This window comes from Phenylobacterium sp. (genome assembly GCF_046590535.1).
GTDB lineage: Bacteria > Pseudomonadota > Alphaproteobacteria > Caulobacterales > Caulobacteraceae > Phenylobacterium.
Map to the genome: position 1 here is coordinate 18436 of NZ_JBKJTG010000044.1, position 20016 is coordinate 38451.

General features: G+C 69.8%; 25 protein-coding genes. 16 read left to right on the forward strand and 9 right to left on the reverse strand.

Going from position 1 to position 20016, the window contains the following annotated elements:
• Positions 1-181 precede the first annotated feature (181 nt).
• From cysS to ACLL81_RS02410, 6 genes are read left to right on the forward strand one after another with little or no spacing between them, the layout of a single operon-like run.
• Positions 182-1576 (forward strand): cysteine--tRNA ligase, encoded by a 1395-nt coding sequence (gene cysS / locus ACLL81_RS02385; protein ID WP_411286747.1) that lies wholly within the window; start codon positions 182-184, stop codon positions 1574-1576.
• Positions 1576-2166: an SRPBCC family protein gene (locus tag ACLL81_RS02390; protein ID WP_411286748.1), complete on the forward strand. Its 591-nt coding sequence runs from the start codon at positions 1576-1578 to the stop codon at positions 2164-2166. The genes cysS and ACLL81_RS02390 overlap by 1 nt, the downstream gene beginning before the upstream one ends.
• The gene (locus tag ACLL81_RS02395) at positions 2163-2612 is read left to right on the forward strand and encodes an iron-sulfur cluster assembly scaffold protein (RefSeq protein ID WP_411286749.1); all 450 of its coding nucleotides are present in this window, start codon (positions 2163-2165) and stop codon (positions 2610-2612) included. Before ACLL81_RS02390 ends, ACLL81_RS02395 begins: the two co-directional genes overlap by 4 nt.
• Positions 2613-2668: 56 nt before the next feature.
• Complete coding sequence (gene yidD, locus ACLL81_RS02400; RefSeq protein ID WP_411286750.1) at positions 2669-2938, forward strand: membrane protein insertion efficiency factor YidD; 270 nt, start codon at positions 2669-2671, stop codon at positions 2936-2938.
• The gene (gene thrS / locus ACLL81_RS02405) at positions 2935-4917 is read left to right on the forward strand and encodes a threonine--tRNA ligase (RefSeq protein ID WP_411286751.1); all 1983 of its coding nucleotides are present in this window, start codon (positions 2935-2937) and stop codon (positions 4915-4917) included. The genes yidD and thrS overlap by 4 nt, the downstream gene beginning before the upstream one ends.
• Positions 4914-5855 carry a glycosyltransferase family 2 protein gene (locus tag ACLL81_RS02410; RefSeq protein ID WP_411286752.1) on the forward strand — a complete coding sequence of 314 codons (942 nt, stop codon included), beginning with the start codon at positions 4914-4916 and terminating at the stop codon, positions 5853-5855. Before thrS ends, ACLL81_RS02410 begins: the two co-directional genes overlap by 4 nt.
• On the opposite strand, the gene ACLL81_RS02415 is transcribed toward ACLL81_RS02410, so the two are convergent.
• Genes ACLL81_RS02415 through ACLL81_RS02430 form a run of 4 tightly spaced genes read right to left on the reverse strand, consistent with a single transcriptional unit; the run spans position 5852 to position 8897 of the window.
• Positions 5852-5953, reverse strand: coding sequence for a limonene-1,2-epoxide hydrolase family protein (locus tag ACLL81_RS02415; RefSeq protein ID WP_411286753.1), 102 nt, complete (start codon positions 5951-5953; stop codon positions 5852-5854). The two genes, ACLL81_RS02410 and ACLL81_RS02415, sit on opposite strands and share 4 nt — an antisense overlap.
• Positions 5950-6243: a limonene-1,2-epoxide hydrolase family protein gene (locus ACLL81_RS02420; protein ID WP_411286754.1), complete on the reverse strand. Its 294-nt coding sequence runs from the start codon at positions 6241-6243 to the stop codon at positions 5950-5952. Before ACLL81_RS02420 ends, ACLL81_RS02415 begins: the two co-directional genes overlap by 4 nt.
• A 60-nt stretch (positions 6244-6303) precedes the next feature.
• On the reverse strand, positions 6304-7218 hold the full coding sequence (locus ACLL81_RS02425) for a hydroxymethylglutaryl-CoA lyase (protein ID WP_411286755.1): 915 nt from the start codon (positions 7216-7218) through the stop codon (positions 6304-6306).
• Positions 7215-8897, reverse strand: a complete 1683-nt coding sequence (locus ACLL81_RS02430) for an ArnT family glycosyltransferase (protein ID WP_411286756.1) — start codon at positions 8895-8897, stop codon at positions 7215-7217. The genes ACLL81_RS02425 and ACLL81_RS02430 overlap by 4 nt, the downstream gene beginning before the upstream one ends.
• Positions 8898-8952: 55 nt before the next feature.
• On the opposite strand from ACLL81_RS02430, the gene ACLL81_RS02435 reads away from it, so the two are divergent.
• On the forward strand, positions 8953-9678 hold the full coding sequence (locus tag ACLL81_RS02435; protein ID WP_411286757.1) for a glycosyltransferase family 2 protein: 726 nt from the start codon (positions 8953-8955) through the stop codon (positions 9676-9678).
• 131 nt (positions 9679-9809) lie between these two features.
• Positions 9810-10124, forward strand: coding sequence for a DNA-binding protein (locus ACLL81_RS02440; protein WP_411286758.1), 315 nt, complete (start codon positions 9810-9812; stop codon positions 10122-10124).
• Here ACLL81_RS02440 and ACLL81_RS02445 read toward each other — a convergent pair.
• Both ACLL81_RS02445 and phaR read right to left on the reverse strand, forming a co-directional pair.
• Entirely contained in the window at positions 10121-10453 is a 333-nt protein-coding gene (locus ACLL81_RS02445; RefSeq protein WP_411286759.1) for a hypothetical protein, read from the reverse strand. The genes ACLL81_RS02440 and ACLL81_RS02445 overlap by 4 nt on opposite strands.
• A 45-nt stretch (positions 10454-10498) precedes the next feature.
• Entirely contained in the window at positions 10499-11110 is a 612-nt protein-coding gene (phaR, locus tag ACLL81_RS02450) for a polyhydroxyalkanoate synthesis repressor PhaR (RefSeq protein WP_411286760.1), read from the reverse strand.
• A 184-nt stretch (positions 11111-11294) separates the two neighbouring features.
• On the opposite strand from phaR, the gene ACLL81_RS02455 reads away from it, so the two are divergent.
• The 3 genes from ACLL81_RS02455 to ACLL81_RS02465 are packed head-to-tail and all read left to right on the forward strand — an operon-like array spanning position 11295 to position 14074.
• Positions 11295-12470: an acetyl-CoA C-acetyltransferase gene (locus ACLL81_RS02455; RefSeq protein ID WP_411286761.1), complete on the forward strand. Its 1176-nt coding sequence runs from the start codon at positions 11295-11297 to the stop codon at positions 12468-12470.
• Between the two features lie 47 nt (positions 12471-12517).
• Positions 12518-13243 (forward strand): beta-ketoacyl-ACP reductase, encoded by a 726-nt coding sequence (locus ACLL81_RS02460; protein ID WP_411286762.1) that lies wholly within the window; start codon positions 12518-12520, stop codon positions 13241-13243.
• A 51-nt stretch (positions 13244-13294) separates the two neighbouring features.
• Entirely contained in the window at positions 13295-14074 is a 780-nt protein-coding gene (locus tag ACLL81_RS02465; RefSeq protein WP_411286777.1) for a DUF4908 domain-containing protein, read from the forward strand.
• Here the strand turns inward: ACLL81_RS02465 and gloB are convergent.
• The gene (gene gloB / locus ACLL81_RS02470) at positions 14071-14832 is read right to left on the reverse strand and encodes a hydroxyacylglutathione hydrolase (RefSeq protein ID WP_411286763.1); all 762 of its coding nucleotides are present in this window, start codon (positions 14830-14832) and stop codon (positions 14071-14073) included. The two genes, ACLL81_RS02465 and gloB, sit on opposite strands and share 4 nt — an antisense overlap.
• 89 nt (positions 14833-14921) lie before the next feature.
• Here gloB and ACLL81_RS02475 point away from each other — a divergent pair, with 89 nt between their 5' ends.
• The gene (locus tag ACLL81_RS02475) at positions 14922-15749 is read left to right on the forward strand and encodes a class I SAM-dependent methyltransferase (RefSeq protein ID WP_411286764.1); all 828 of its coding nucleotides are present in this window, start codon (positions 14922-14924) and stop codon (positions 15747-15749) included.
• Positions 15746-16090: a P-II family nitrogen regulator gene (locus ACLL81_RS02480; RefSeq protein ID WP_411286765.1), complete on the forward strand. Its 345-nt coding sequence runs from the start codon at positions 15746-15748 to the stop codon at positions 16088-16090. The genes ACLL81_RS02475 and ACLL81_RS02480 overlap by 4 nt, the downstream gene beginning before the upstream one ends.
• Positions 16091-16191: 101 nt before the next feature.
• Here the strand turns inward: ACLL81_RS02480 and metW are convergent, their stop codons facing one another.
• Both metW and ACLL81_RS02490 read right to left on the reverse strand, forming a co-directional pair.
• Complete coding sequence (metW, locus tag ACLL81_RS02485; RefSeq protein ID WP_411286766.1) at positions 16192-16890, reverse strand: methionine biosynthesis protein MetW; 699 nt, start codon at positions 16888-16890, stop codon at positions 16192-16194.
• Positions 16887-18044 carry a homoserine O-acetyltransferase gene (locus ACLL81_RS02490; protein ID WP_411286767.1) on the reverse strand — a complete coding sequence of 386 codons (1158 nt, stop codon included), beginning with the start codon at positions 18042-18044 and terminating at the stop codon, positions 16887-16889. The genes metW and ACLL81_RS02490 overlap by 4 nt, the downstream gene beginning before the upstream one ends.
• A 90-nt stretch (positions 18045-18134) precedes the next feature.
• Here ACLL81_RS02490 and ACLL81_RS02495 point away from each other — a divergent pair, with 90 nt between their 5' ends.
• The 3 genes from ACLL81_RS02495 to ACLL81_RS02505 are packed head-to-tail and all read left to right on the forward strand — an operon-like array spanning position 18135 to position 20010.
• The gene (locus tag ACLL81_RS02495; protein WP_411286768.1) at positions 18135-18632 is read left to right on the forward strand and encodes a SixA phosphatase family protein; all 498 of its coding nucleotides are present in this window, start codon (positions 18135-18137) and stop codon (positions 18630-18632) included.
• Positions 18629-18970: a DUF952 domain-containing protein gene (locus ACLL81_RS02500; protein ID WP_411286769.1), complete on the forward strand. Its 342-nt coding sequence runs from the start codon at positions 18629-18631 to the stop codon at positions 18968-18970. Before ACLL81_RS02495 ends, ACLL81_RS02500 begins: the two co-directional genes overlap by 4 nt.
• Positions 18967-20010, forward strand: a complete 1044-nt coding sequence (locus tag ACLL81_RS02505; RefSeq protein ID WP_411286770.1) for a quinone-dependent dihydroorotate dehydrogenase — start codon at positions 18967-18969, stop codon at positions 20008-20010. The genes ACLL81_RS02500 and ACLL81_RS02505 overlap by 4 nt, the downstream gene beginning before the upstream one ends.
• The last annotated feature ends 6 nt before the right edge of the window (positions 20011-20016 follow it).

Genomic DNA, 20016 nt, shown 5'->3' on the forward strand with positions numbered 1-20016 from the left:
GTGTGCGAGCGGTCTTTCCAGGGCTGAGTTGCGCCGGGACGAAGGCCCCGGAATGACGCGTGCCACCCTTAGCTCCGGAGCCTGGCCATGGCGGTTCTAGACCCCGTGGCTTCAAGTCCGGGCGAACTGTATATGGGGCGACCGCCCGACCGGGCAACTGTGACGCAGCGTTAGCTTTGCCATGACCCTGAACCTCTACGACACCATGGCCCGCAAGAAGCGGCCTTTCGCCCCTGCCGATCCCCGGCGGGTGACGATGTATGTGTGCGGGCCCACCGTCTACAACTACAGCCACATCGGCAATTTCCGGCCGGTGGTGGTCTTCGATCTGCTGTTTCGGGTGCTGCGCCGGCTCTATGGCGCGGACGCGGTGGCCTATGCGGCCAACGTCACCGACGTGGACGACAAGATCAACGCCAAGGCCGCCGCCGAGGGCGTGCCGATCGCCACGGTCACCGACCGCTACCTCGCCGCCTACAACGCCGACGCCGCCGCGCTGGGCGCCCTGCCGCCCAGCTTCCAGCCCCGGGTCACCGAGACCATGGACGCGATCGTCGCCATGATCGGCCGCCTGGTGGAGAACGGCGGCGCCTACGCCGCCGAAGGCCATGTGCTGTTCGACACCCAGGCTTGGCCGGACTACGGCAAGCTCTCGGGCCGGTCCCTGGATGACATGATCGCCGGCGCCCGGGTGGAGGTGGCCCCCTACAAGCGCCACGCGGCCGATTTCGTTCTGTGGAAGCCGTCGAAGGCTGACGAGCCCTCCTGGGACAGCCCCTGGGGGGCCGGGCGGCCCGGCTGGCACATCGAATGCTCGGCGATGATCGAGCAAGTACTGGGCTTGCCCATCGACATCCACGGGGGCGGCATCGACCTGGTTTTTCCGCACCACGAGAACGAGATGGCCCAGGGGCTGTGCGCCGACCACGCCGAGGAATACGCTCGATTCTGGCTGCACAACGGCTTCCTCAACATGGGCGACGAGAAGATGTCCAAGAGCCTGGGCAATGTGGCCCTGGCCCACGACCTTTTGCAGCAGTACCCCGGCGAGGCGATCCGCTGGGCGCTGCTCTCGGCGCACTACCGCCAGCCGCTGGCCTGGACTGAGGAGGTCATCGTCCAGTCGAAGAATTCCCTCGACCACATGTACGGGGTGCTGCAGCGGGCCGCGGCGGTGGACGCCGGCGGCAGCGCCAGTCTGGCCGAGGATCAGATCGCCCCGTTGATGGACGACCTGAACAGCCCCGCCGCCATGACCGCGCTGAAGGCCCTGGCCAACGACCTGGACAAGGCGGTGCGGGAAGGCGCGGGCCGGGCGGGCGCCCTGAAGCAGGACCTGATGGCTCTGGCCGGCGTCATGGGCTTCCTGCAGAGCGACCCCGACGCCTGGTTCCAGGGCGGCGCGGACGCGGGCCTGAAGGACCGCATCGACGCCCTGATCGTGGCCCGCGACGCGGCCAGGATCGCCAAGGATTGGCCGCAAGCCGACCGTATAAGGGCCGAACTGACGGCGCTCAACGTCGACGTCATGGATGGACCCAACGGCGCTACCTGGCGCCTCCGAGAGCAGGCCTGATGCCCTTCACACCGCCGCCGCCGCTAAAATCCAGCCTGTTCGGCTTCCGCGGCCCCGCGCCGCCCAAGCCCAAGCCCATGGCCCCCGCGGGGACCATTGCGCCCCCCAAACCGCCCGGCGGCGTTGGCATCGAGCACCGCATCGGCGTGCAGGCCTCGGCCGAGGCCGTCTGGGCGGTGATCTACGACCTGGATCGCTGGGAGGAGTGGAACCCGATGTACCCCAAGGCCTCGGGGGAAATCCGCATCGGCCAGACCCTGGACCTGACCCTGGTGGTCCCGGGTCAGCCCCCGCAACAGATCCATCCGGTGGTGCTGGACTGGGTTCCCGGCGACCAGCTGCACTGGCGCCTGACCCTGATGCGCGGGATGATCAAGACCACCCGCTACATCGAGATCGAACAGCTCGGCGACGAGAGCTGCATCGTCTCCAACGGCGAGATCTTCGGCGGCCTGATGGGTCCCTCCATCGCCAAGCGCATGGGCCGCGCGGTGCGCCGCGGCTTCATCGAGATGAACGAGGCGCTGAAGGCCCGCGCCGAGGCGGCGTGGCGCGAGGGCAAGGCGGCGCCTACATCCATGGCGCGATGATCGACGACCTCTATTCGGCCAATCTGCTCAGGCTGGCGGCCAACATGCCGCGCGCCGGGCGCCTCGCCGACCCGCACGGGTCGTCCGAGAAGGTCGCCAGGCTGTGCGGCAGCCGGGTGGTGGTAGACGTGACGGTGGAGGGCGACCGGGTGGCCGACTTCGCCCAGGAGGTGAAGGCCTGCGCGCTCGGCCAGGCGGCCGCCTCGGTGCTGGGCGAGCACGTGGTCGGCGCCACGCTGCCGGAGCTTGAGGTGGCCCGCGACCAGTTCCGTGCTATGTTGAAGGGTGGCGCACCCGCGCCCGTTGGACGCTTTTCGGACCTTTCGATGCTCGCCCCGGTTAAGGATTACCCCGCCCGCCACGCTTCGACGCTGCTCGCGTTCGAGGCGGTGACTGAGGCTGTCCGGCGCGCGGTTGCCCGAACTAGCCCCGCCGGCGCGGCTTGATCCCAGGGCGTTGCCCGGCCTGAGCGCCGAGGCGACCTCCGCATCCCGTAGCCAGCATGACTTCCTACGAAAGCTGCGTCAGGGGCGCCCTTCGCGCCTACAAGCTGACGCTTTCGCCGCTGATCGGGCGCCAGTGCCGGTTCCTTCCGACCTGCTCGGAATATGCCGCCGAGGTCCTGGTCAGCCACGGCCCGTGGCGCGGTAGCGTGCTCGCCGCGCGCAGGCTGTGCCGCTGTCATCCCTGGGGGGCCGCGGGCTATGACCCGCCGCCCCCGCCGCCGGAAGGCCCGAGGGGTCCCGGACGGAAATGGACGTGTGAAATATGATCGACCTGATTTTCCCTGACGGCTCCAAACGCCAGTTCGACGACGGCGTCACGGGCCGCGCCGTCGCCGCCGGCATCGCCAAATCCCTGGAGAAGCGCGCGGTGCTCATCAAGCTCGACGGCGAGCTCTATGATCTGGACCGGCCCCTGCCCGGCGGCGGCACGTTCGAGATCCTGACGCGCGACGCGCCGGAGGCCCTGGAGACCATCCGCCACGACGCCAGCCACGTCATGGCCGAAGCGGTGCAGGACCTGTTCCCCGGCACGCAGGTGACCATCGGCCCGGCGATCGAGGACGGCTTCTACTACGACTTCGCCCGCGACGAACCGTTCAGCCTCGACGACCTGGCCAGGATCGAGCAGCGCATGAAAGAGATCGTCGACCGCGACGAGCCGATCACGCGCGAGGTCTGGTCCCGCGATGAAGCCATCGCCCACTTCAAGTCCATCGGCGAGGCCTACAAGGCGGAGATCATCGAAGGCATCCCGGCCGGCGAGGACGTCAGCGTCTATCGCCAGGGTCAGTGGAAGGATCTCTGCCGCGGGCCGCACCTGCCGTCCACGAAGCACGTGGGCAAGGCCTTCAAGCTGACCAAGCTGGCCGGCGCCTACTGGCGTGGCGACCACCGCAACGCCCAGCTGCAGCGCATCTACGGCACGGCCTGGGCCTCGGAGGCCGACCTCGCGGCCTACCTGACGCGCATCGAGGAGGCCGAGAAGCGCGACCACCGCAAGATCGGCCGGGCCATGGACCTTTTCCACCTGCAGGAAGAGGCCAAGGGGATGATTTTCTGGCACCCGAAGGGCTGGACGCTCTACCGCACGGTGGAGGCCTATATGCGCCGTCGGCTCGACGCCGACGGGTATGTGGAGGTCAAGGCGCCGCAGCTCATGGACCGCTCCCTGTGGGAGAAATCCGGCCACTGGGAGAAGTTCGGCGCCGCCATGTTCGTCTGCGAGACGACCGAGGGCGAGGAGCTGGCCGTCAAGCCGATGAACTGCCCCGGCCACGTGCAGATCTTCAACTATGGCCAGAAGTCCTACCGCGACCTGCCCCTGCGTATGGCCGAGTTTGGCGCCTGCCACCGCTATGAGCCCTCCGGCGCCCTGCACGGCATCATGCGGCTGCGCGCCTTCACCCAGGACGACGCGCACATCTTCTGCCGCGAGGACCAGATCGAGGCGGAGACGACAAAGTTCGTGCGCCTACTGAACTCGGTCTACGCCGACTTCGGGCTGGAGCTGCACAGCGTCAAGCTGGCGCTGCGCCCCGACATCCGCGCCGGCTCCGACGCCGTCTGGGACATCGCCGAGGACAAGCTGGACCGCGCCGCGCGCCAGGCCGTGAACATGCCTGTCGAGCAACTGCCGGGCGAAGGCGCCTTCTACGGCCCGAAGCTGGAGTTCCACCTGAGCGACGCCATCGGGCGGACGTGGCAATGCGGCACGCTGCAGCTCGATTTCGTCCTGCCCGAGCGCCTGGAAGCCGAGTACATCGCCGAGGACGGCTCCAAGCAGCGGCCGGTGATGCTGCACCGGGCGATCTGCGGCTCCATGGAGCGGTTCATGGGGGTGATGATCGAAAACTACGCCGGCGCGTTCCCGCTCTGGCTGGCTCCTGTGCAGGTGGTGGTGGCGACGATTACGTCCGACGCTGACGACTATGCGCGGGAGGTGGCCAGGACGCTTGCCGCACAGGGGCTTCGTGTGGAAACCGACCTGCGTAACGAAAAGATCAACTACAAGGTGCGAGAACACAGCCTTGCAAAGGTCCCCGTGCTGGCGGTGATCGGCCGTCGCGAGGCGGAGCTTGGCCAGGTCGCGCTTCGGCGGCTGGGCTCGGACGGCCAGGAAGTGCTCGCCCTGGATGTGGCGTCGAACAGGCTTGCCTTAGAGGCAAGTCCGCCTGATGTTGCGGGCCAGGCACGAGGCGGACGTGCGACGCCCGAGGGGCCGGTTGGGGTGATGGAGGCTGGATGAACGGCATCGCCGCACCGATCGTCGCCATGGAACGCGCCCCAATGCCGGAGTTTCTGCGGCCCCGCCGCCGCGTCTCCGTCGTGATGGTCGTCTACATGACCGGCGAGGCGCTCGAGGAGAGCGTGGCGTGCGTGCTGGCTGATCCGCTGGTGGATGAGTTCGTCATCGTCGACAACGGCTCCAGCCGTGTGGATGCCGCGCGCCTGCGCAACCTCGCCGACCGCGACGCCCGGGTGGTCCTGGTGGCCGGCCACGGCAACATCGGCTTCGCCCGGGGCGCCAATTGCGGGGCCCGCAAGGCCACGGGCGACGTCCTGGTGTTTCTCAACCCCGACGCCTTCCTGCAGCGCGGCTGCGTCGGCGAACTGGTGCGCGCGATCGAAGACCGGCCCGTGCCTTGCGTCGTTGGTGGTCGGGTGCTGAACGCCGACCGCACCGAACAGCGTGGCGCCCGGCGCGGGGACATCACCCTGATGACCGCGCTGATGTCGCTCAGCCGGCTCTCCCAGCGGGTGCCGGCCTGGCGCCGCTACGAGGTGCACTGGGAGGACGACGCCGCGCCTGAACAGGTGGCGCCGGTGCCGACCATCTCCGGCGCCTGCTTCTGCATGCGCCGCGAGGATTTCGACTGTGTGGCGGGCTTCGACGAGGGCTACTTCCTGCACGTGGAGGACGTGGATCTCTGCTGGCGGGTGCGCGAGCAGGGCGGCCAGGTGCTGTTCCACCCGCGCGCCGAGGTGGTACACCTAGGCCATACCAGCATGACCAGCCCGCTGAAGGTGGAGTTCCACAAGGGCGTCGGCCTGGCCCGCTTCTTCCGCAAGCGTGCTGTGGGCGTCGGCCAGACCCTGACCGCATGGCTGCTCTCCCCAGTGATCGTCTGCACGGCCATCGTTCGGCCGGTGTTCTGGAAGCTGAAGAGCGCTCGCTCGTCCTAGGCCGGCGGCGCCGGCCAGACGTTGAGGATGGTGGCGGCGTCGAAATAGTCCCGCCACAGGGTGATGCGGCCGTCGCGCACCTCCCAAACCCCCGTCACCGGCAACTCGCCCAGCCGTCGGCCAGGCGATGGCGGTCCAGGCGCTCGGTGAACACCACGGGCCCGTCACTGACCTCGCGCAGGATGATGAACTCGTTCTCCAGGGTCGGCGCGAAGAACGGCTCCAGCACCGGGCGCACCCTGGCCGGCCCATGGACCTTGGAGAGCGGGATGTTGTGGTACTCGCAGGTGTCGGCGATGTAGCGCAGGCCCGCGCCGTAGTCCTTCACCGCCATGGCGGCCAGGAAGGCCCTGACGACCTCGACGGGGGCGGGAGGGATGTCGGCCATGGCGTTATCCTCTGCTCTGTTTGAGCGAGGCAGGGTCGGGGCAGGACGGGTCGCGGGCAATTACCCCGCAGGTGGGGGAACCGGGAACCCGCCCGCCCGGGTGACCGAGGCTGTGGGCGCCTTGCCCAGCAGGGCCGAGACCCATTTGGCGGTGTCGATCAGGGCAGGCAGGTCGTAGCCCGTGTCGAACCCGGCGCGTTCCAGCATGTAGACCAGGTCCTCGGTGCCGATGTTGCCGGTGGCGTCGGTGGCGAAGGGACAGCCCCCCAGGCCGCCGCAACTGGCGTCGAGGATGTCGATACCGGCCTCGACGCTGGCGAAGGCGTTGGCCAGGCCAGTGTTGCGGGTGTCGTGGAAGTGCATGCGCAGGCGAGCGTCCGGCGCCGCCTTGCGGGTGGCCTCGATGCGCCGGCGTACGGTCCAGGGGTCGGCGACCCCGATGGTGTCGGCCAGCGCGATCTCGGACACGCCCAGTTCCGCAGCGACCCGAACCACCTTCAGCACCTGCTCTTCGGAAACCTCGCCGTCGAAGGGGCAGCCGAAGGCCACCGAGACGGTGACGCTGATCGGCGGGCCGCCGGACAGCCGGCGTTTAGCGGCGATGGCGCGAAGGGCGGCCAGTTGCTCGTCCACCGAGGCGCCCTGGGTGCGGATGCCGAATCCGTCGGTGGCGCAGACCACCACATTGGCCTCGTCGCACTGGGCCTCCACGCAGCGGTCCCAGCCGCGCTCGTTGAGCACCAGGCCGATCCGCGAGCGGCCCTCGCGGTGGGGCAGGGCGGCGGAGATTTCCTCTGCGCCAGCCATTTGCGGCACCCGGCGCGGATTGACGAAGGAGACGGTCTCCATTCGGCGGGCGCCGGCGGCTTCCAGCCGGTGGATGAACTCCAGCTTCTGATCGATCTCCAGCAGGGCTCTTTCGTTCTGCAGCCCGTCGCGGGGCCCGACCTCCACGATCTCGATAGGCCGGCTCATGGCGCGGTCTCCGGCAGGCGCACGCCCCGGGATTCGTAGACGCGCAGGGTCATCTCATCGCCGTTGGAATAGTCCAGGCCCTTGATCTCCGCCACCTGAACGGCGGTTGCCCCCAGGGCCGCCAACGCCCTGCGGAAGGCGGGTTCCTCGCGGGCCTCGACCACGGCGGGGCGGCGCTCGGCGATGGCCTGGGCGGCGTCGGCGGCGTCCTCCAGTTCGGTGGGGGTGCCGAGCGCGAACACCAGGCTGGGCTCGGCGTAGCCCGCGACGGTCACCGGCGCATCGGCAACCCCCTGACGGGGCAGCAGCCGGGCCTTGGCCATGGCCTGCTCGGTGCGGTCGGAGAGCCACAGGGGATCGAGCCTGGGCGCCAGGCCCGCCGCCAGCGCCGCGTGGCCAAGAATCCCCAGGCCGAGCGCGCCCACCAGGGCGACCCGCGGCGCCTGGCGCAGCAGCATGTAGCCGCCCACCAGCCCCGCGGCGGCCAGCAGCCCGCCGGCCAGGGTCGCGGCGGTCAGGTCCGAGGCGTCGCCATACAGCGCCAGCAGGTAGAAGGCGCCCACCGCCAGGACGACACCGGCCAGGGCCGACAGGCCCGCGCCCGCCCAGCGGGTCCGCGAGCCCAGGGGCTCGGTCAGGGCCGCGGCCGCCAGCCAGGCCAGCGCGCCATAGGCCGGCAGCGGATAGTGGACCAGCTTGGTGGGCAGCATCTCGAACAGCAGCCAAGCGGGGACCAGCCAGGCCAGGGCGAAGCGGACGCCGGACTCGCCGCGCCTGCGCCAGGCGGTGACCATGGCGGCGGGCAGCAGCAGGGTCATCGGGAAGGCCAGCAGGGGCGCCAGCAGGGTGTGGTAGCCGGGGGGCGCGCCGTGGGTCTCCTGGCCGCCGGCCAGCTTGGGCGCCAGGTCGCCGGCCACCGCCGCGCTCCAGAAGCCGCCGTCGGTGGCCACGGTGACCGCGCCGGCCCACGGGCCGACGATGAGCAGCACGATGATTACGCCCCAGGGCCAGTTCAGCCGCACCAGCCAGCGCACCCGGCGCTCCTGGGCCGCCAGGGCCAGGATGGTCAGCAGCACAATCAGCGGGCCGACTGGCCCCTTGATCAGGGCGGCCAGGGCTATAGCCACCCAGAAGACCACCACCGTGCGACGTCCGGCCGGTGGCCCGTCCCGGGCGGCGGCGTAGATCCGGGCCAGGGCCGCGATGGCCAGGGTGGTGACACCGGCCAGCATGGCGTCGGTCTTGGCGATCAGGGCCTCGGTGGAGAGCAGGAAGGTGGCGGCCAGCATGGCCCCTGCCAAGAGACCCGCCGGTGCGGGGAAGAAGGCCGCGGCGCCCCAGGCGCAGGCGGCGGCGGCCAGCATGGCGCCCAGCAGGGACGGGACCCGGTAGGCCCAAATCTCCCGGGCCTCGGGGCTGGAGAGCAGGGTGACGCTGGCCGCCTGCATCCAGTGGATGCCCACGGGCTTCTTGAACCGGGGCTCGTCCTGGTAGCGGATCACCACGAAATCATGGGTCTCCAGCATCTGCGCGGTGGCCTGGGCGAAGCGGGATTCGTCGCGGTCCAGGGGCGGGACGGCCAGCAGGCCCGGCAGCCCGGCCAGGAAGGCCACCAGGGCGGCGATGGCCGGCCCCCGCCAGCCACGGCTCCACTTGGCCAGTTCAGCGTCGAGCGTCATTGCGCCCTGATAGCACGATCCTTCCTTCGGGCTCCTTTTCCGCTATGGGGGGATGATGGCGTCCGCCCCCGACATCTCCGTCGTCGTCCCGGTCTTCGACGAGGAGGGCGCGGCGCCGGCCTTGGCGCGGGAGATCGCCCGGGCCTTCGCCGGGCGCAGTTTCGAGATCGTCTTCGTGGACGACGCCAGCCGCGACGGCACACGCGCGGCGTTGAAGGCGCTGAGCGCCGAGATCCCGCAGCTTCGTGTGCTGAGCCACCGCAGGAACTCCGGCCAGAGCCGGGCGATCCGATCGGGAATTCTGGGCGCCCGAGGCGCCATCATCGTCACGCTCGACGGCGACGGCCAAAACGACCCGGCCGATGGACCGGCCCTGGCCGACGCCCTGGCCGCCGGGCCTGCGGAACTGGCCCTGGTGGGGGGCGAGCGGGTCAAGCGCCGGGACAGCCAAGCCAAGAAGATCGCCTCGCGGCTTGGCAACGGCGTGCGTAAGCGGCTTCTCAAGGATACGGCGAACGATACCGGCTGTGGGCTCAAGGCCTTCCGGCGCGAGGCGTTCCTGGCGCTCCCCTACTTCGATCACATCCACCGCTACCTGCCGGCGCTAATGCTGCGCGAGGGCTATCAGACCGCCTTTCGGCCGGTGAACCACCGCCACCGGGAGACCGGTCAGTCGAAGTACACCAACCTCGGCCGCCTCTGGGCGTCGCTGTCGGACCTGGCGGGCGTGATGTGGCTACAGTCGCGGGCGCGTAATCCGGGCGGCGTCGACGAGGCCTAGGTGAAGGCCGTGAAGATCAGCGCCACCAGGGTCAGGTCGATGAAGCGGAACGCGAATTGAGTCATGGTCCGGCCCGTGATCGAAGCTGCGATCACGGTTAAGCAAGACCGGCGCCACGTCAGGCGGAGGCCATGGCCCTATTCTTCGACACGCAATGGTTCGACGCCCGGCTGGCCGAACGCGGCCTGTCCCGGCGGGTTATGGCCGCCGCCGCCGGCCTCAGCGAGGCGGACCTGGCGCTGGCCTTCAAGGACCAGCGGGAGCTTTCCGCCACCGAGGTGGCGGCCTTCGCCGAGCTGCTGGGGGTGGAAGCTCACGAAGTGGCCCGCCACGCCGGGGTCTCGACCCCCGTGCCCGGCGAGGGCTCGGCGGAGGCGCGGATCAGACAACTGGAACGGCGGGTGGCTGCGCTGGAGGCGGAGCTGGCGCGATTGACGGCGCGCTAAACGTCGGTCTTGGCGGCGCGGCCCTTGCCGGAGCGGCGGTCGTTGGCGCCCGACCATTCGGTCTTGTTGTAGGCGAATTTCGCGCTGTCGATGGCGGCGGGCCCGGCGCGCAACCCGCGCCTCTGTCCGTCCTGGCCCATCAACTGTGCGGCGAAGATCGAGGCGCCGTCGCCCGGGTCGGCGCGGGGCGGCACGCGGGAGGCCCGGCCCGCCGGGACCGGCAGGCTGACCACGGTGGAATCCGGCGCGTCTTCCGCCTCGTCGGTCTCTGGACGGGCGGCGCGGCGGAGCAGGGCGGCCCTGCGGATGGGATCGATGGGCGACGTCATGGGCAGCTATCCTTGCGCCCTAGGGTTAAGAAACGCTGCTAACGCTCAGCGTTTGGAGGCCAGCTTCTCGATCTGGGCCTGCATTTCCTCCATCTGGCGGCGGAGTGCGACCAGCGCATCGTCGGCCGTGGCGGCGGGCTCGACCGCCTTCGCGGGACCGGGTTCTTCCGGACGGTTCGCATAGGCGAAGGGGGAGAACATCTTCATAGCCCGGTCAAACAGGGCCAGGTTCTGGCGGATTTGTTCCTCGTAGGCCCCTGGAGTGGCGCCCTGGCCCAGGTTGGCGAACTGGCCACGCATGCGGTCCTGTTGCTGGGTGAAGCTGGCCAGCGACAGCTCCAGGTAGCTGGGCAGGAAGGCCTGCATGGAGTTGCCGTAGAATCCGATCAGCTGGCGAAGGAACTGGATCGGCAGCAGGCTTTGCCCGTGGCTTTCCTCCTCGAAGATGATCTGGGTCAGCACCGAACGGGTGATGTCGTCGTTGGTCTTCGCGTCATAGACCACGAAATCGACCCCCTGCTTCACCATCTCGGAGAGGTGTTCCAGGGTCACGTAGCTGGAGGAAGCCGTGTTGTAGAGCCGCCGGTTGGCGTACTTCTTGATGACGACTTTTTCGCCTGTGGCGGCGCCGGCGCCGGTCTCCTGGGTGTCGGCCATCCGAAATCCTTCGCGAGGAGCCGACCCAACTGGCGGCCCATCTTTCTGCACCGCAGTATCGCGGATGCGAGCTTAATGGCAAATGGAGCGGTGTTTTGCCGAACGAGGCGGCTTGCCCTCCGCCCTGGCCTTATCGATAGATAGGCCACTGGGCGGCTTGAGACTTGCCTTCAGGAGCCACGCCATGAGCGACATCGTCATCGTTTCCGCCGCCCGCACCCCCGTGGGGTCGTTCAACGGAGCGCTGGCCAGCCTGCCGGCCCACGAACTGGGCCGCATCGTGATCCAGGCGGCGATCGAGCGCGCCGGTATCGCCGCGGCCGACGTTGACGAGGTGATCATGGGCCAGGTGCTGCAGGCCGGCGCCGGCCAGGGCCCGGCCCGCCAGGCGGCGATCAACGCTGGCCTGCCGGTGGAGACGCCCGCCTGGAGCCTGAACCAGCTCTGCGGCTCCGGCCTGCGCGCGGTGGCCCTGGCCGCCCAACAGATCAAGGACGGCTCAGCCGACATCGTCATCGCGGGCGGGCAGGAGAGCATGAGCCAGTCGCCGCACGCCGCCCACCTGCGCAACGGCCAGAAGATGGGCGACCTGGGCTTCGTCGACACCATGATCAAGGACGGCCTGTGGGACGCCTTCCACGGCTATCACATGGGCCAGACCGCCGAGAACATCGCCGCGCGCTGGCAGATCACCCGCCAGGACCAGGACGAATTCGCCGTGGCCTCCCAGAACCGCGCCGAGGCCGCCCAGAAGGCCGGCAAATTCTCTGGTGAGATCGCGCCGGTTACCATCAAGGGCCGCAAGGGCGACACGGTGGTCGACCAGGACGAGTTCATCCGCCACGGCACGACGATGGACAGCGTCTCGGGCCTGCGCCCGGCCTTCACCAAGGATGGCACGGTCACCGCGGCCAATGCGTCCGGCCTCAACGACGGCGCCGCGGCCCTGGTGCTGATGAGCGCGGACGAGGCGGCGAAGCGCGGCCTCAAGCCGCTGGCGCGGATTGCGTCGTGGGCGCACGCCGGCGTCGACCCGGAGATCATGGGCACCGGCCCGATCCCAGCCAGCCGCAAGGCGCTGGAGAGGGCCGGCTGGCAGGTCTCCGACCTCGACCTAGTGGAATCCAACGAGGCCTTCGCCGCCCAGTCGATCTGTGTGGTGCGCGACCTGGGCCTCGATCCGGCTAAGGTGAACGTCAACGGTGGGGCCATCGCCATCGGTCACCCGATCGGCGCTTCCGGCGCGCGGATCCTCACCACCTTGCTGCACGAAATGAAGCGCTCCGGCGCGTCCAAGGGCCTGGCCACGCTGTGCGTCGGCGGGGGCATGGGCGTGGCCATGTGCGTCGAACAGGTCTGATCGGAACGCCGGGCCAACCGGCGACTGTCGTTAGGGAGATGAAGCGAATGGCCAGGGTTGCGCTGGTCACGGGTGGCACCGGTGGCATTGGTCGGGCGATCATCGAGCGGCTGAAGGCCGACGGGATGAAGGTGGCGGCCGGCTATTCCGGCAATGACGCCGCCGCCGAGGCCTGCGCCCGGGAGCTGGGCGTCATGGTCATCAAGGGCAACGTGGGCAGTTTCGAGGACTGCAAGCGCGCGGTCGACGCGGTGACCGCCGAGCTCGGGCCCATAGATGTGCTGGTCAACAACGCCGGCATCACCCGCGACGGCGTGTTCCACCGGATGACCTCCGAGCAGTGGAGCGAGGTGATCCGGGTCAACATGGACAGCCTGTTCAACATGACCCGCCAGGTGATCGACGGCATGCGCGAGCGCGAGTGGGGCCGGATCATCAACATCTCGTCGATCAACGGCCAGAAGGGCCAGATCGGCCAGACCAACTACTCCGCGGCCAAGGCGGGCATGATCGGCTTCACCAAGGCCCTGGCTCTGGAGAACGCCAGGAAGGGCGTCACCGTGAACGCCATCGCCCCCGGCTATATCGACACCGAGATGGTGCAGGCGGTGCCGGAGAAGGTTCTGGAGAGCATCATCAGCCAGATTCCCGTGGGCCGGCTTGGCCGCGGCGACGAGATCGCCGACATGGTGGCCTTCCTGGCCGGCGAACACGCCGGCTATGTGACGGGATCGACCCTCTCGCTGAACGGCGGCCAGTACATGGCCGGATGACGGCCTAGCCTGCGTCCTAAAAGCGCCCCGATCAAGCTGCATCCCTTGCCGGTGACAACGGGTGAGCCATCGGCGTTTTCAAAGGCGGTCTGCGCCGCGTTGCTGTTCGCGGCCGCCTTGGGATTCGGCGCTCCCGCAGCAGCCCAGGGTCCGGACACCCTGCGCGAGAACCTGCTGCGCAAGCGCGGGGATGGCCGCAGCTTCGCCGCCCCGCCGGTGGCCCGTTACGTCTCCGAGGACGGCGACATCTTCGTCCTCGACCGCAGCCAGCCCAAGCCGCTCCTGAAGTTCGACGGCAGTCCCGAGGTCTGGGCCCTGCAGCAGCAGCCCGCGCCGCGCGGCGACACCATCTACAAGAACGACCTGGGCCAGCCGATGCTTCGCGCCACGCGACTGGGCGGGGTGACCCTGTTCACACCGGGACGGCCCGGCGGCTCGGCGGCGGCGCTGGCGGGGGCCGGAGCCACGCTGAAGCTGGGGGTCATGGGCCCGCAAGCCCTGGCCGAGCGGCTGCTCCAGGCCAGCATCCGCGCCAGCCGCGCGGCCCGGCGCGGCATCACCTTCGAAGCCGAGGCGACGCCGGCCTCCTCGGCCCTGATCGCCGACGCCGCCATCGTCACCAGCGTGGCTGTGGTGCGGATGTCCGAGCGCCGGGACGGCCGCGCCCTGCTGGGCCGGTTCCAGAAGGTGTTGCTGGTGGAAGGCCGCCGCGCCGCGGCGATCATCGACAAAGGCGTCATGCGCATCACCGTGGCCCCCGCCCAGGGCCAGGCGGGCCGGCCATCCTCCGACCGGATCGTCGCGGTGGCTGTGGCGGGCGGAAGCCGCTAGCCCCGGAACATGTCCTTGGCGGCGCGCACTGCGGCGAAGGCCTGGTGGTCCGACTGACCCGCCGCACCGACCCGCTCGGCCAGCACAGGCGCCCGCAGAAACGGGTTCGTGGCCCGCTCCAGGCCGATGGTGGTGGGCACGGTGGGCTCGCCCCGCTCCCGGGCGGCGAACACCGCCTCCGCGCGGGCCCTCAGCGCGGGATCGTCGTCCACCGACAGGGCAAAACGGGCGTTTGAAGCGGTGTACTCATGGGCGCAGTAGACGGTGGTGTCGTCGGGCAGGGCGGCCAGCCGCTGCAGGCTGGCCCACATCTGCTCAGGCGTCCCTTCGAAGAGGCGCCCGCAGCCCAGGGCGAACAGGGTGTCGCCCACGAAGGCGACCTTCTCCTCCGGGGAATGGAAAGCGATGTGGCCGAGCGTGTGGCCGCCGCTCTCGATCACCTCGAAACGGGTGTCGCCGAGTTGCACCTGATCGCCGCCGCGCACCTCGCGGTCAAGGGTGGCGATGCGGGTGACCTCCGCCGGCCCCACCACCCGAGCGCCGGTGGCCGCCTGGACGTCGGCGTTGCCGCCGGCGTGGTCCGGATGCCAATGGGTGTTGAGGATCAGGTCGAGCTTCCAGCCCAGGGACTTAAGTTCGCGCAAGATGGCGCCGGCCTCAGGCGTGTCGATGCAGGCCGTGTAGCCGGAGGCCTCATCGCGGACGAGGAATCCATAGTTGTCCGACAGGCAGGCAAACTGGTGCACCGTAAGCGACATCGAAGGCGCGTCTCCATCGCGGCGCGACAGGCGCCAGCAAAGCGATTTAGGCTGGCGCGGACGCAATAGTCGAGCATGGCCCGCGCAAGATGCGCCGAGACGTCCTGGAGCTTCGCCGGTTCTACGCCTCCGACCTCGGTCGGGCGGCGCGCGCCATGGTGGGCCGCAAGGTGCTGGAGGCCTGGGGCGACGCTCACGGCCTGGACGTGCTGGCGCTGGGCTACGCCACCCCGTTCGTCTGGCAGCTTCGCCCCGCCGCGCGCCGGGTGGTGGCCGCCATGCCGGCGCAGCAGGGGGTCGAGGTGTGGCCGGGCGACGCGCGCAACCTGGCGACCCTCACCGCCGAGGACGCCCTGCCCTTCGCCAACGCCCTGTTCGACCGCATCCTGGTGGTCCACGGCCTGGAGGAGAGCCCCGACCCAGTGGCCTTCCTCAGGGAGGTCTGGCGGGTGCTGGCCCCCTCGGGGCGGGTGGTGGTCGCGGTGGCGTCGCGCAACGGCCTGTGGGCCAACACTGAAAAGACCCCCTTCGGCCACGGCCGGCCCTACAGCCGTGGCCAGCTGGCCGAACTGCTGCGGGAGGCGGAGCTGGAACCCTCGGGCTGGACCCGGGCGCTCTATGTGCCGCCGGTGAACTGGATGGCCGGCTGGGCCGAGGGCTTCGAACAGGCCGGTTCACGGTTGTGGCCAGGGTTCGCCGGCCTGGTGCTTATGGAGGCGGTCAAACAGACCTTTGCGGTGAAGCCCAGGGGCGCCCGGTCCCGGGTCCGCGCGGCGCGGCCGGTGCTGGCGCCGAGCGGGGCGCCTGTTTCGAGGACGCCTGGGCCGCGGGGCCTCAGCAGCCCCTTGGAGCCGGCCGCCGAACGCCGTAGCCTGACGGTGCGACCTGGTTCAGCTCCCGGAGACCTTGCCCCATGAAGATGATCGTCGCGATCATCAAGCCCAGCCGTCTCGACGCGGTGCTGGAAGCCGTTACCGAGGCCGGTGCGTCCGGGCTCACCGTCACCGAAGTGCGCGGCTATGGCCGCCAGCGGGGCAAGACCGAGGTCTATCGCGGCGCCGAATACGAGGTGAAGCTGCTGCCCAAGGTGAAGCTGGAGATCGCCGTGCCCACCGACATCGTCGACGCGGTGGTCGAGGCCGTCTCGCGCACCGCCAACACCGGCAAGATCGGCGACGGCAAGGTGTTCGTCATGGATCTGGAACAGGCCCTGCGGATTCGCACAGGCGACCGCGACGCGGCGGCGATCGCCGGCTGAGGAGATCAGCATGGGCCTCACCGGCATCGGCGGCATCGCGCATCCACGATCCCGAAGGCAACGCCATCGAGCTATGGGAGCCCCCCGCGAAAGGCTGAAGCTCAGGCCTTCCGGCGCCGTGCGGGCGCCTCGGCCTTCGGCATCGCCACCTCGCCGAACAGGTCGGTCGGCACGGCGTCAGCCGCGCCCCCCGCCGGGCGGCTGAGCAGGAAGAGCGCTGTCTCGGACCGCCAGTTCTCGAAGGCGCCGTCGGGGTTGATCGGTCGTGCGGGTTTGCCGCCGCTGAGCGCCGCGCAGGCGTCGATCCGCAGGCCCAGCTCGCGGCACAGGTCGGTGAAATCCACCAGGGTGCACAGGTGGATGTTCTGTGTCGCCCACCATGGGTCGGGCAGGGCGCGGGTCTCGGGCATCCGGCCCCGGGTCATCAGCGAGGTCCGCATCCGCCAGTGGCCGAAGTTGGGGACCGATACGATGGCCTGGTCGGCGATCCGCAACAGTTCGGCGAGCACGTGGCGGGGCTCACGCATCTGCTGCAGGGTCTTGGAAAGGATCGCGTAGTCAAAGGCGCGGGTAGGGAAGTGGTCTAGGTCGCGGTCGCCGTCGCCCTGCACCACCGCCAAGCCTCTGGCCAGGCAAGCGGAGACCCCGGCTTGGCTGATCTCCAGGCCCTGGCCGTCGATGTTCTTTTCGCGCTTTAGGAGCTCGAGCAGCTCACCGTCCTCGCAGCCCACGTCGAGCACCCGCGCGTCGGGGCGCACGAGCCGCAGGATCTCGCGGAAGTCCTCGCGCACCACGCTCACGCGATCCCCCGGGCCTGGGCGGTGGCGTCGAAGAAGCCACGCAGGGTGGCGTCGAGCTGCGGCTCGTCAAGGAAAAAGGCGTCGTGGCCCTTGTCGGTCTCGATCTCCACGAAACTGGCCCGGCAACCCGCCGCGTTCAGGGCGCGCACGATGTCGCGGCTCTCCGCGGTGGAATAGAGCCAGTCGGAGGAGAACGAGAGCACGCAGAAGCGCACGCTGCGGGCCGGGACGAAGGCCTGGGCCAGCACCCCGCCGTGCTCCCCGGCCAAGTCGAAATAGTCTAGCGCCCGGGTGATGTAGAGGTAGGAATTGGCGTCGAAGCGGTCGACGAAGCTGGTCCCCTGGTGGCGCAGGTAGCTCTCCACCTGGAAGTCAGCGTCGAAGCCCCACGAGAGGCTGTCCCGCTGCAGCTCCCGGCCAAACTTCCGTTGCAGGGCGGTCTCCGACAGATAGGTGATGTGCGCGGCCATGCGGGCCACGGCCAGGCCCTTCTCGGGACGCACCCCCAGCTTCTCATAGGCGCCGCCGCGCCAGTCTGGATCGGCCATGATCGCCTGGCGGCCGACCTCGTGGAAGGCGATGTTCTGGGCGGAGTGGCGGGCGGCCGCAGCGATGCACACCGCGGAAAATAGTTTGCCGGGATAGTCCGCCGCCCACTGCAGCACCTGCATACCGCCCATGGAGCCGCCGATCACCGCGAACAGGGTGTCGATGCCCAGCGCTTGCACTAGCATGGCCTGGGCGCGGACCATGTCGGCGATGGTAATGACCGGGAAGGCCAGGCCATAGGGTTCGCCGGTGGCGGGATCCGTGGAGCCGGGTCCCGTCGTGCCCATGCAGCCGCCCACCACATTGGCGCAGATGATGAAATAGCGGTCCGGGTCGAGGGGCAGGCCGGGACCGACTACACGGCTCCACCAGCCGGGCTTGCCGGTGGTCGGGTGGGTGGAGGCCAGGTGCTGGTCCAGGGTCAGTGCGTGGCACACCAGGACGGCGTTGGACTTCTCCGTGTTCAAGCGGCCGTAGGTCTTGTAGGCGACCTCCAGGGGCTGCAGCACGGCGCCTGAGTCCAGGCGCAGGGGCTGGCTCGACGGGAACCGCCAGGTCCCGCCGTCCGTCTCGCTGGCAGGGCTGGCCTGCGCCGTCGTGTCCATCGCCGCCTTGGACCGCCAACCCCATTCACTGTCAATGCTTCGCAGCCCGGGCGGACGCGGCTATGAGGCTTCTGCAAGCTTGGAGAGTCCATGGAGCGGCTGATCCTATTCCGGCACGGCAAGGCCGAACCGGACTCCGAGAGCGGAGACGACTTCGACCGCCGGCTGGCTGTGCGGGGCGAGCGCGAATCGGCCGCCATGGGCGAGACCCTGGCCGACCTTGGCCTGAAGCCCGACATTGCGCTCGTGTCGCCGGCCACCCGGACGCGGGAGACCTGGACGGCGGCGCAGCCGGCCTTCCCAAGGGCCCAGGCGCGGTTCGACGACGACCTTTATCACGCCGATTCCGGGGCTGTGCGGCGGGCGGCGGAGAAGGCCGGCGAGACCGCGGCAACCGTGATGGTGGTAGGGCACAATCCGGGCCTGCAGGAACTCGCCGTGCAGCTGCTGGTGGAGGGCGGCGCGCCGGCCTCGCTGGTCTCGCGCGCCCAGCGGCGGTTTCCCACCGCGGCGGCGGCGGTGTTCCTCATCGATTCCAACGGCCGCCCGGCCTTCGACGGCCTGTTCTTCCCGGAGCGCGGCGATTGAGCCGCATCTACAAGATCCTCAACCGCGCTGACTGGGCGGCTGCCCGCTCCGCCGGCCGCTTCAAGGGCTCGGTGGTCGACCTCGCCGACGGTTTCGTCCACTTCTCCACCGCCGCCCAGGCGCAGGAGACCGCGCGGCGCCACTTCGCGGGCCAAGCCGGCCTGGTGGTGCTGGAGGTCGAGACCGACGACCTGGGCGAGGCTCTGCGCTGGGAGCCGTCCCGGGGCGGCGATCTCTTTCCGCACCTGCATGGCCCGCTCGACGCCGCGCGGGTCCTGAACGTCACCGACGCGCCGCTGGACGCCCAGGGGATTCCCCAAGTCGGGACCCTGGCGTGAGCGGCCTGCATGGCCTAGCCACCCGGGCGCTGCGGGGTCTTGATCCAGAGGACGCCCACGGCCTGGCGATCCGCGCCCTGCAGATGGGGCTGGGCCCGGTGGGAAGGCCCGAAGATCCGATCCTCGCCACGGACCTTGCGGGTCTGAAGCTGCCCAACCCCGTGGGCCTGGCGCCCGGGTTCGACAAGAACGCTGAAGCGTTCGGCCCGATGCTGCGGGCCGGGTTCGGCTTGGTGGAGTGCGGCACGGTCACGCCCCTGCCGCAGGCGGGCAATCCCCGGCCGCGGCTCTTCCGGCTCACGCAGGACCGGGCGGTGATCAACCGGATGGGCTTCAACAACCAGGGGCTGGAGCCCTTCGCCGCCCGGCTGGCCCGGCGCGGCCCCGGGATCGTCGGCGCCAACATCGGGGCCAACAAGGACGCCCAAGACCGCATCGCCGACTACGTGACCGGCCTGAAGCGCCTGTGGGGCCTGGCCAGCTATTTCACGCTGAACATCTCCTCGCCCAATACGCCGGGCCTGCGCGCTCTGCAGACCAGAGCCGCGCTGGAGGACCTGCTAGGCCGGGTGGCGGAAGCCCGCGACGGCCTTGCGCCCGAGGGCCGGGTCCCGATGTTCCTGAAGGTGGCGCCGGACCTGGAGGACGGCGAGGTGGAGACCATAGTGGAGACTGTCTGCGCCTTCGGGCTCGCCGGGATCATGGTCGCCAACACCACCGTTTCGCGGCCCGCCCTGCGTTCGGCCGGACGAGACGAGGCGGGAGGGCTTTCCGGGGCGCCACTGATGGCGCTTTCCACGCAGGTTCTGCGCCGGTTCGGGGAGGCCGCGGCCGGTCGGCTGGCGCTGGTTGGCGTTGGCGGCGTGGGGTCGGGCGCGGACGCCTACGCCAAGATCCGGGCGGGCGCGCACGCGGTGCAGCTCTATTCGGCGCTGGTGTTCGAGGGCCCCGGCCTGGTCGCCCGCATCAAGCGCGACCTGGCCGATCGCCTGCGCGGCGACGGTTTCGCTTCGACAAGCCACGCCGTTGGCGCAAAATAGTCAGGC

What these genes read in the sequence shown, in the direction of transcription:
- gloB (WP_411286763.1), bottom strand. Translation starts at nt 14,832, where the DNA reads ATGTCGCTTACGGTGCACCAGTTTGCCTGCCTGTCGGACAACTATGGA.
- ACLL81_RS02425 (WP_411286755.1), bottom strand. Translation starts at nt 7,218, where the DNA reads ATGAGCCGGCCTATCGAGATCGTGGAGGTCGGGCCCCGCGACGGGCTG.
- ACLL81_RS02445 (WP_411286759.1), bottom strand. Translation starts at nt 10,453, where the DNA reads ATGACGTCGCCCATCGATCCCATCCGCAGGGCCGCCCTGCTCCGCCGC.
- ACLL81_RS02395 (WP_411286749.1), top strand. Translation starts at nt 2,163, where the DNA reads ATGATCGACGACCTCTATTCGGCCAATCTGCTCAGGCTGGCGGCCAAC.
- ACLL81_RS02435 (WP_411286757.1), top strand. Translation starts at nt 8,953, where the DNA reads ATGGCGTCCGCCCCCGACATCTCCGTCGTCGTCCCGGTCTTCGACGAG.
- ACLL81_RS02440 (WP_411286758.1), top strand. Translation starts at nt 9,810, where the DNA reads ATGGCCCTATTCTTCGACACGCAATGGTTCGACGCCCGGCTGGCCGAA.
- ACLL81_RS02495 (WP_411286768.1), top strand. Translation starts at nt 18,135, where the DNA reads ATGGAGCGGCTGATCCTATTCCGGCACGGCAAGGCCGAACCGGACTCC.
- ACLL81_RS02460 (WP_411286762.1), top strand. Translation starts at nt 12,518, where the DNA reads ATGGCCAGGGTTGCGCTGGTCACGGGTGGCACCGGTGGCATTGGTCGG.
- ACLL81_RS02430 (WP_411286756.1), bottom strand. Translation starts at nt 8,897, where the DNA reads ATGACGCTCGACGCTGAACTGGCCAAGTGGAGCCGTGGCTGGCGGGGG.
- yidD (WP_411286750.1), top strand. Translation starts at nt 2,669, where the DNA reads ATGACTTCCTACGAAAGCTGCGTCAGGGGCGCCCTTCGCGCCTACAAG.
- phaR (WP_411286760.1), bottom strand. Translation starts at nt 11,110, where the DNA reads ATGGCCGACACCCAGGAGACCGGCGCCGGCGCCGCCACAGGCGAAAAA.
- ACLL81_RS02480 (WP_411286765.1), top strand. Translation starts at nt 15,746, where the DNA reads ATGAAGATGATCGTCGCGATCATCAAGCCCAGCCGTCTCGACGCGGTG.
- ACLL81_RS02390 (WP_411286748.1), top strand. Translation starts at nt 1,576, where the DNA reads ATGCCCTTCACACCGCCGCCGCCGCTAAAATCCAGCCTGTTCGGCTTC.
- ACLL81_RS02490 (WP_411286767.1), bottom strand. Translation starts at nt 18,044, where the DNA reads ATGGACACGACGGCGCAGGCCAGCCCTGCCAGCGAGACGGACGGCGGG.
- ACLL81_RS02455 (WP_411286761.1), top strand. Translation starts at nt 11,295, where the DNA reads ATGAGCGACATCGTCATCGTTTCCGCCGCCCGCACCCCCGTGGGGTCG.
- ACLL81_RS02410 (WP_411286752.1), top strand. Translation starts at nt 4,914, where the DNA reads ATGAACGGCATCGCCGCACCGATCGTCGCCATGGAACGCGCCCCAATG.
- cysS (WP_411286747.1), top strand. Translation starts at nt 182, where the DNA reads ATGACCCTGAACCTCTACGACACCATGGCCCGCAAGAAGCGGCCTTTC.
- thrS (WP_411286751.1), top strand. Translation starts at nt 2,935, where the DNA reads ATGATCGACCTGATTTTCCCTGACGGCTCCAAACGCCAGTTCGACGAC.
- ACLL81_RS02475 (WP_411286764.1), top strand. Translation starts at nt 14,922, where the DNA reads ATGCGCCGAGACGTCCTGGAGCTTCGCCGGTTCTACGCCTCCGACCTC.
- ACLL81_RS02420 (WP_411286754.1), bottom strand. Translation starts at nt 6,243, where the DNA reads ATGGCCGACATCCCTCCCGCCCCCGTCGAGGTCGTCAGGGCCTTCCTG.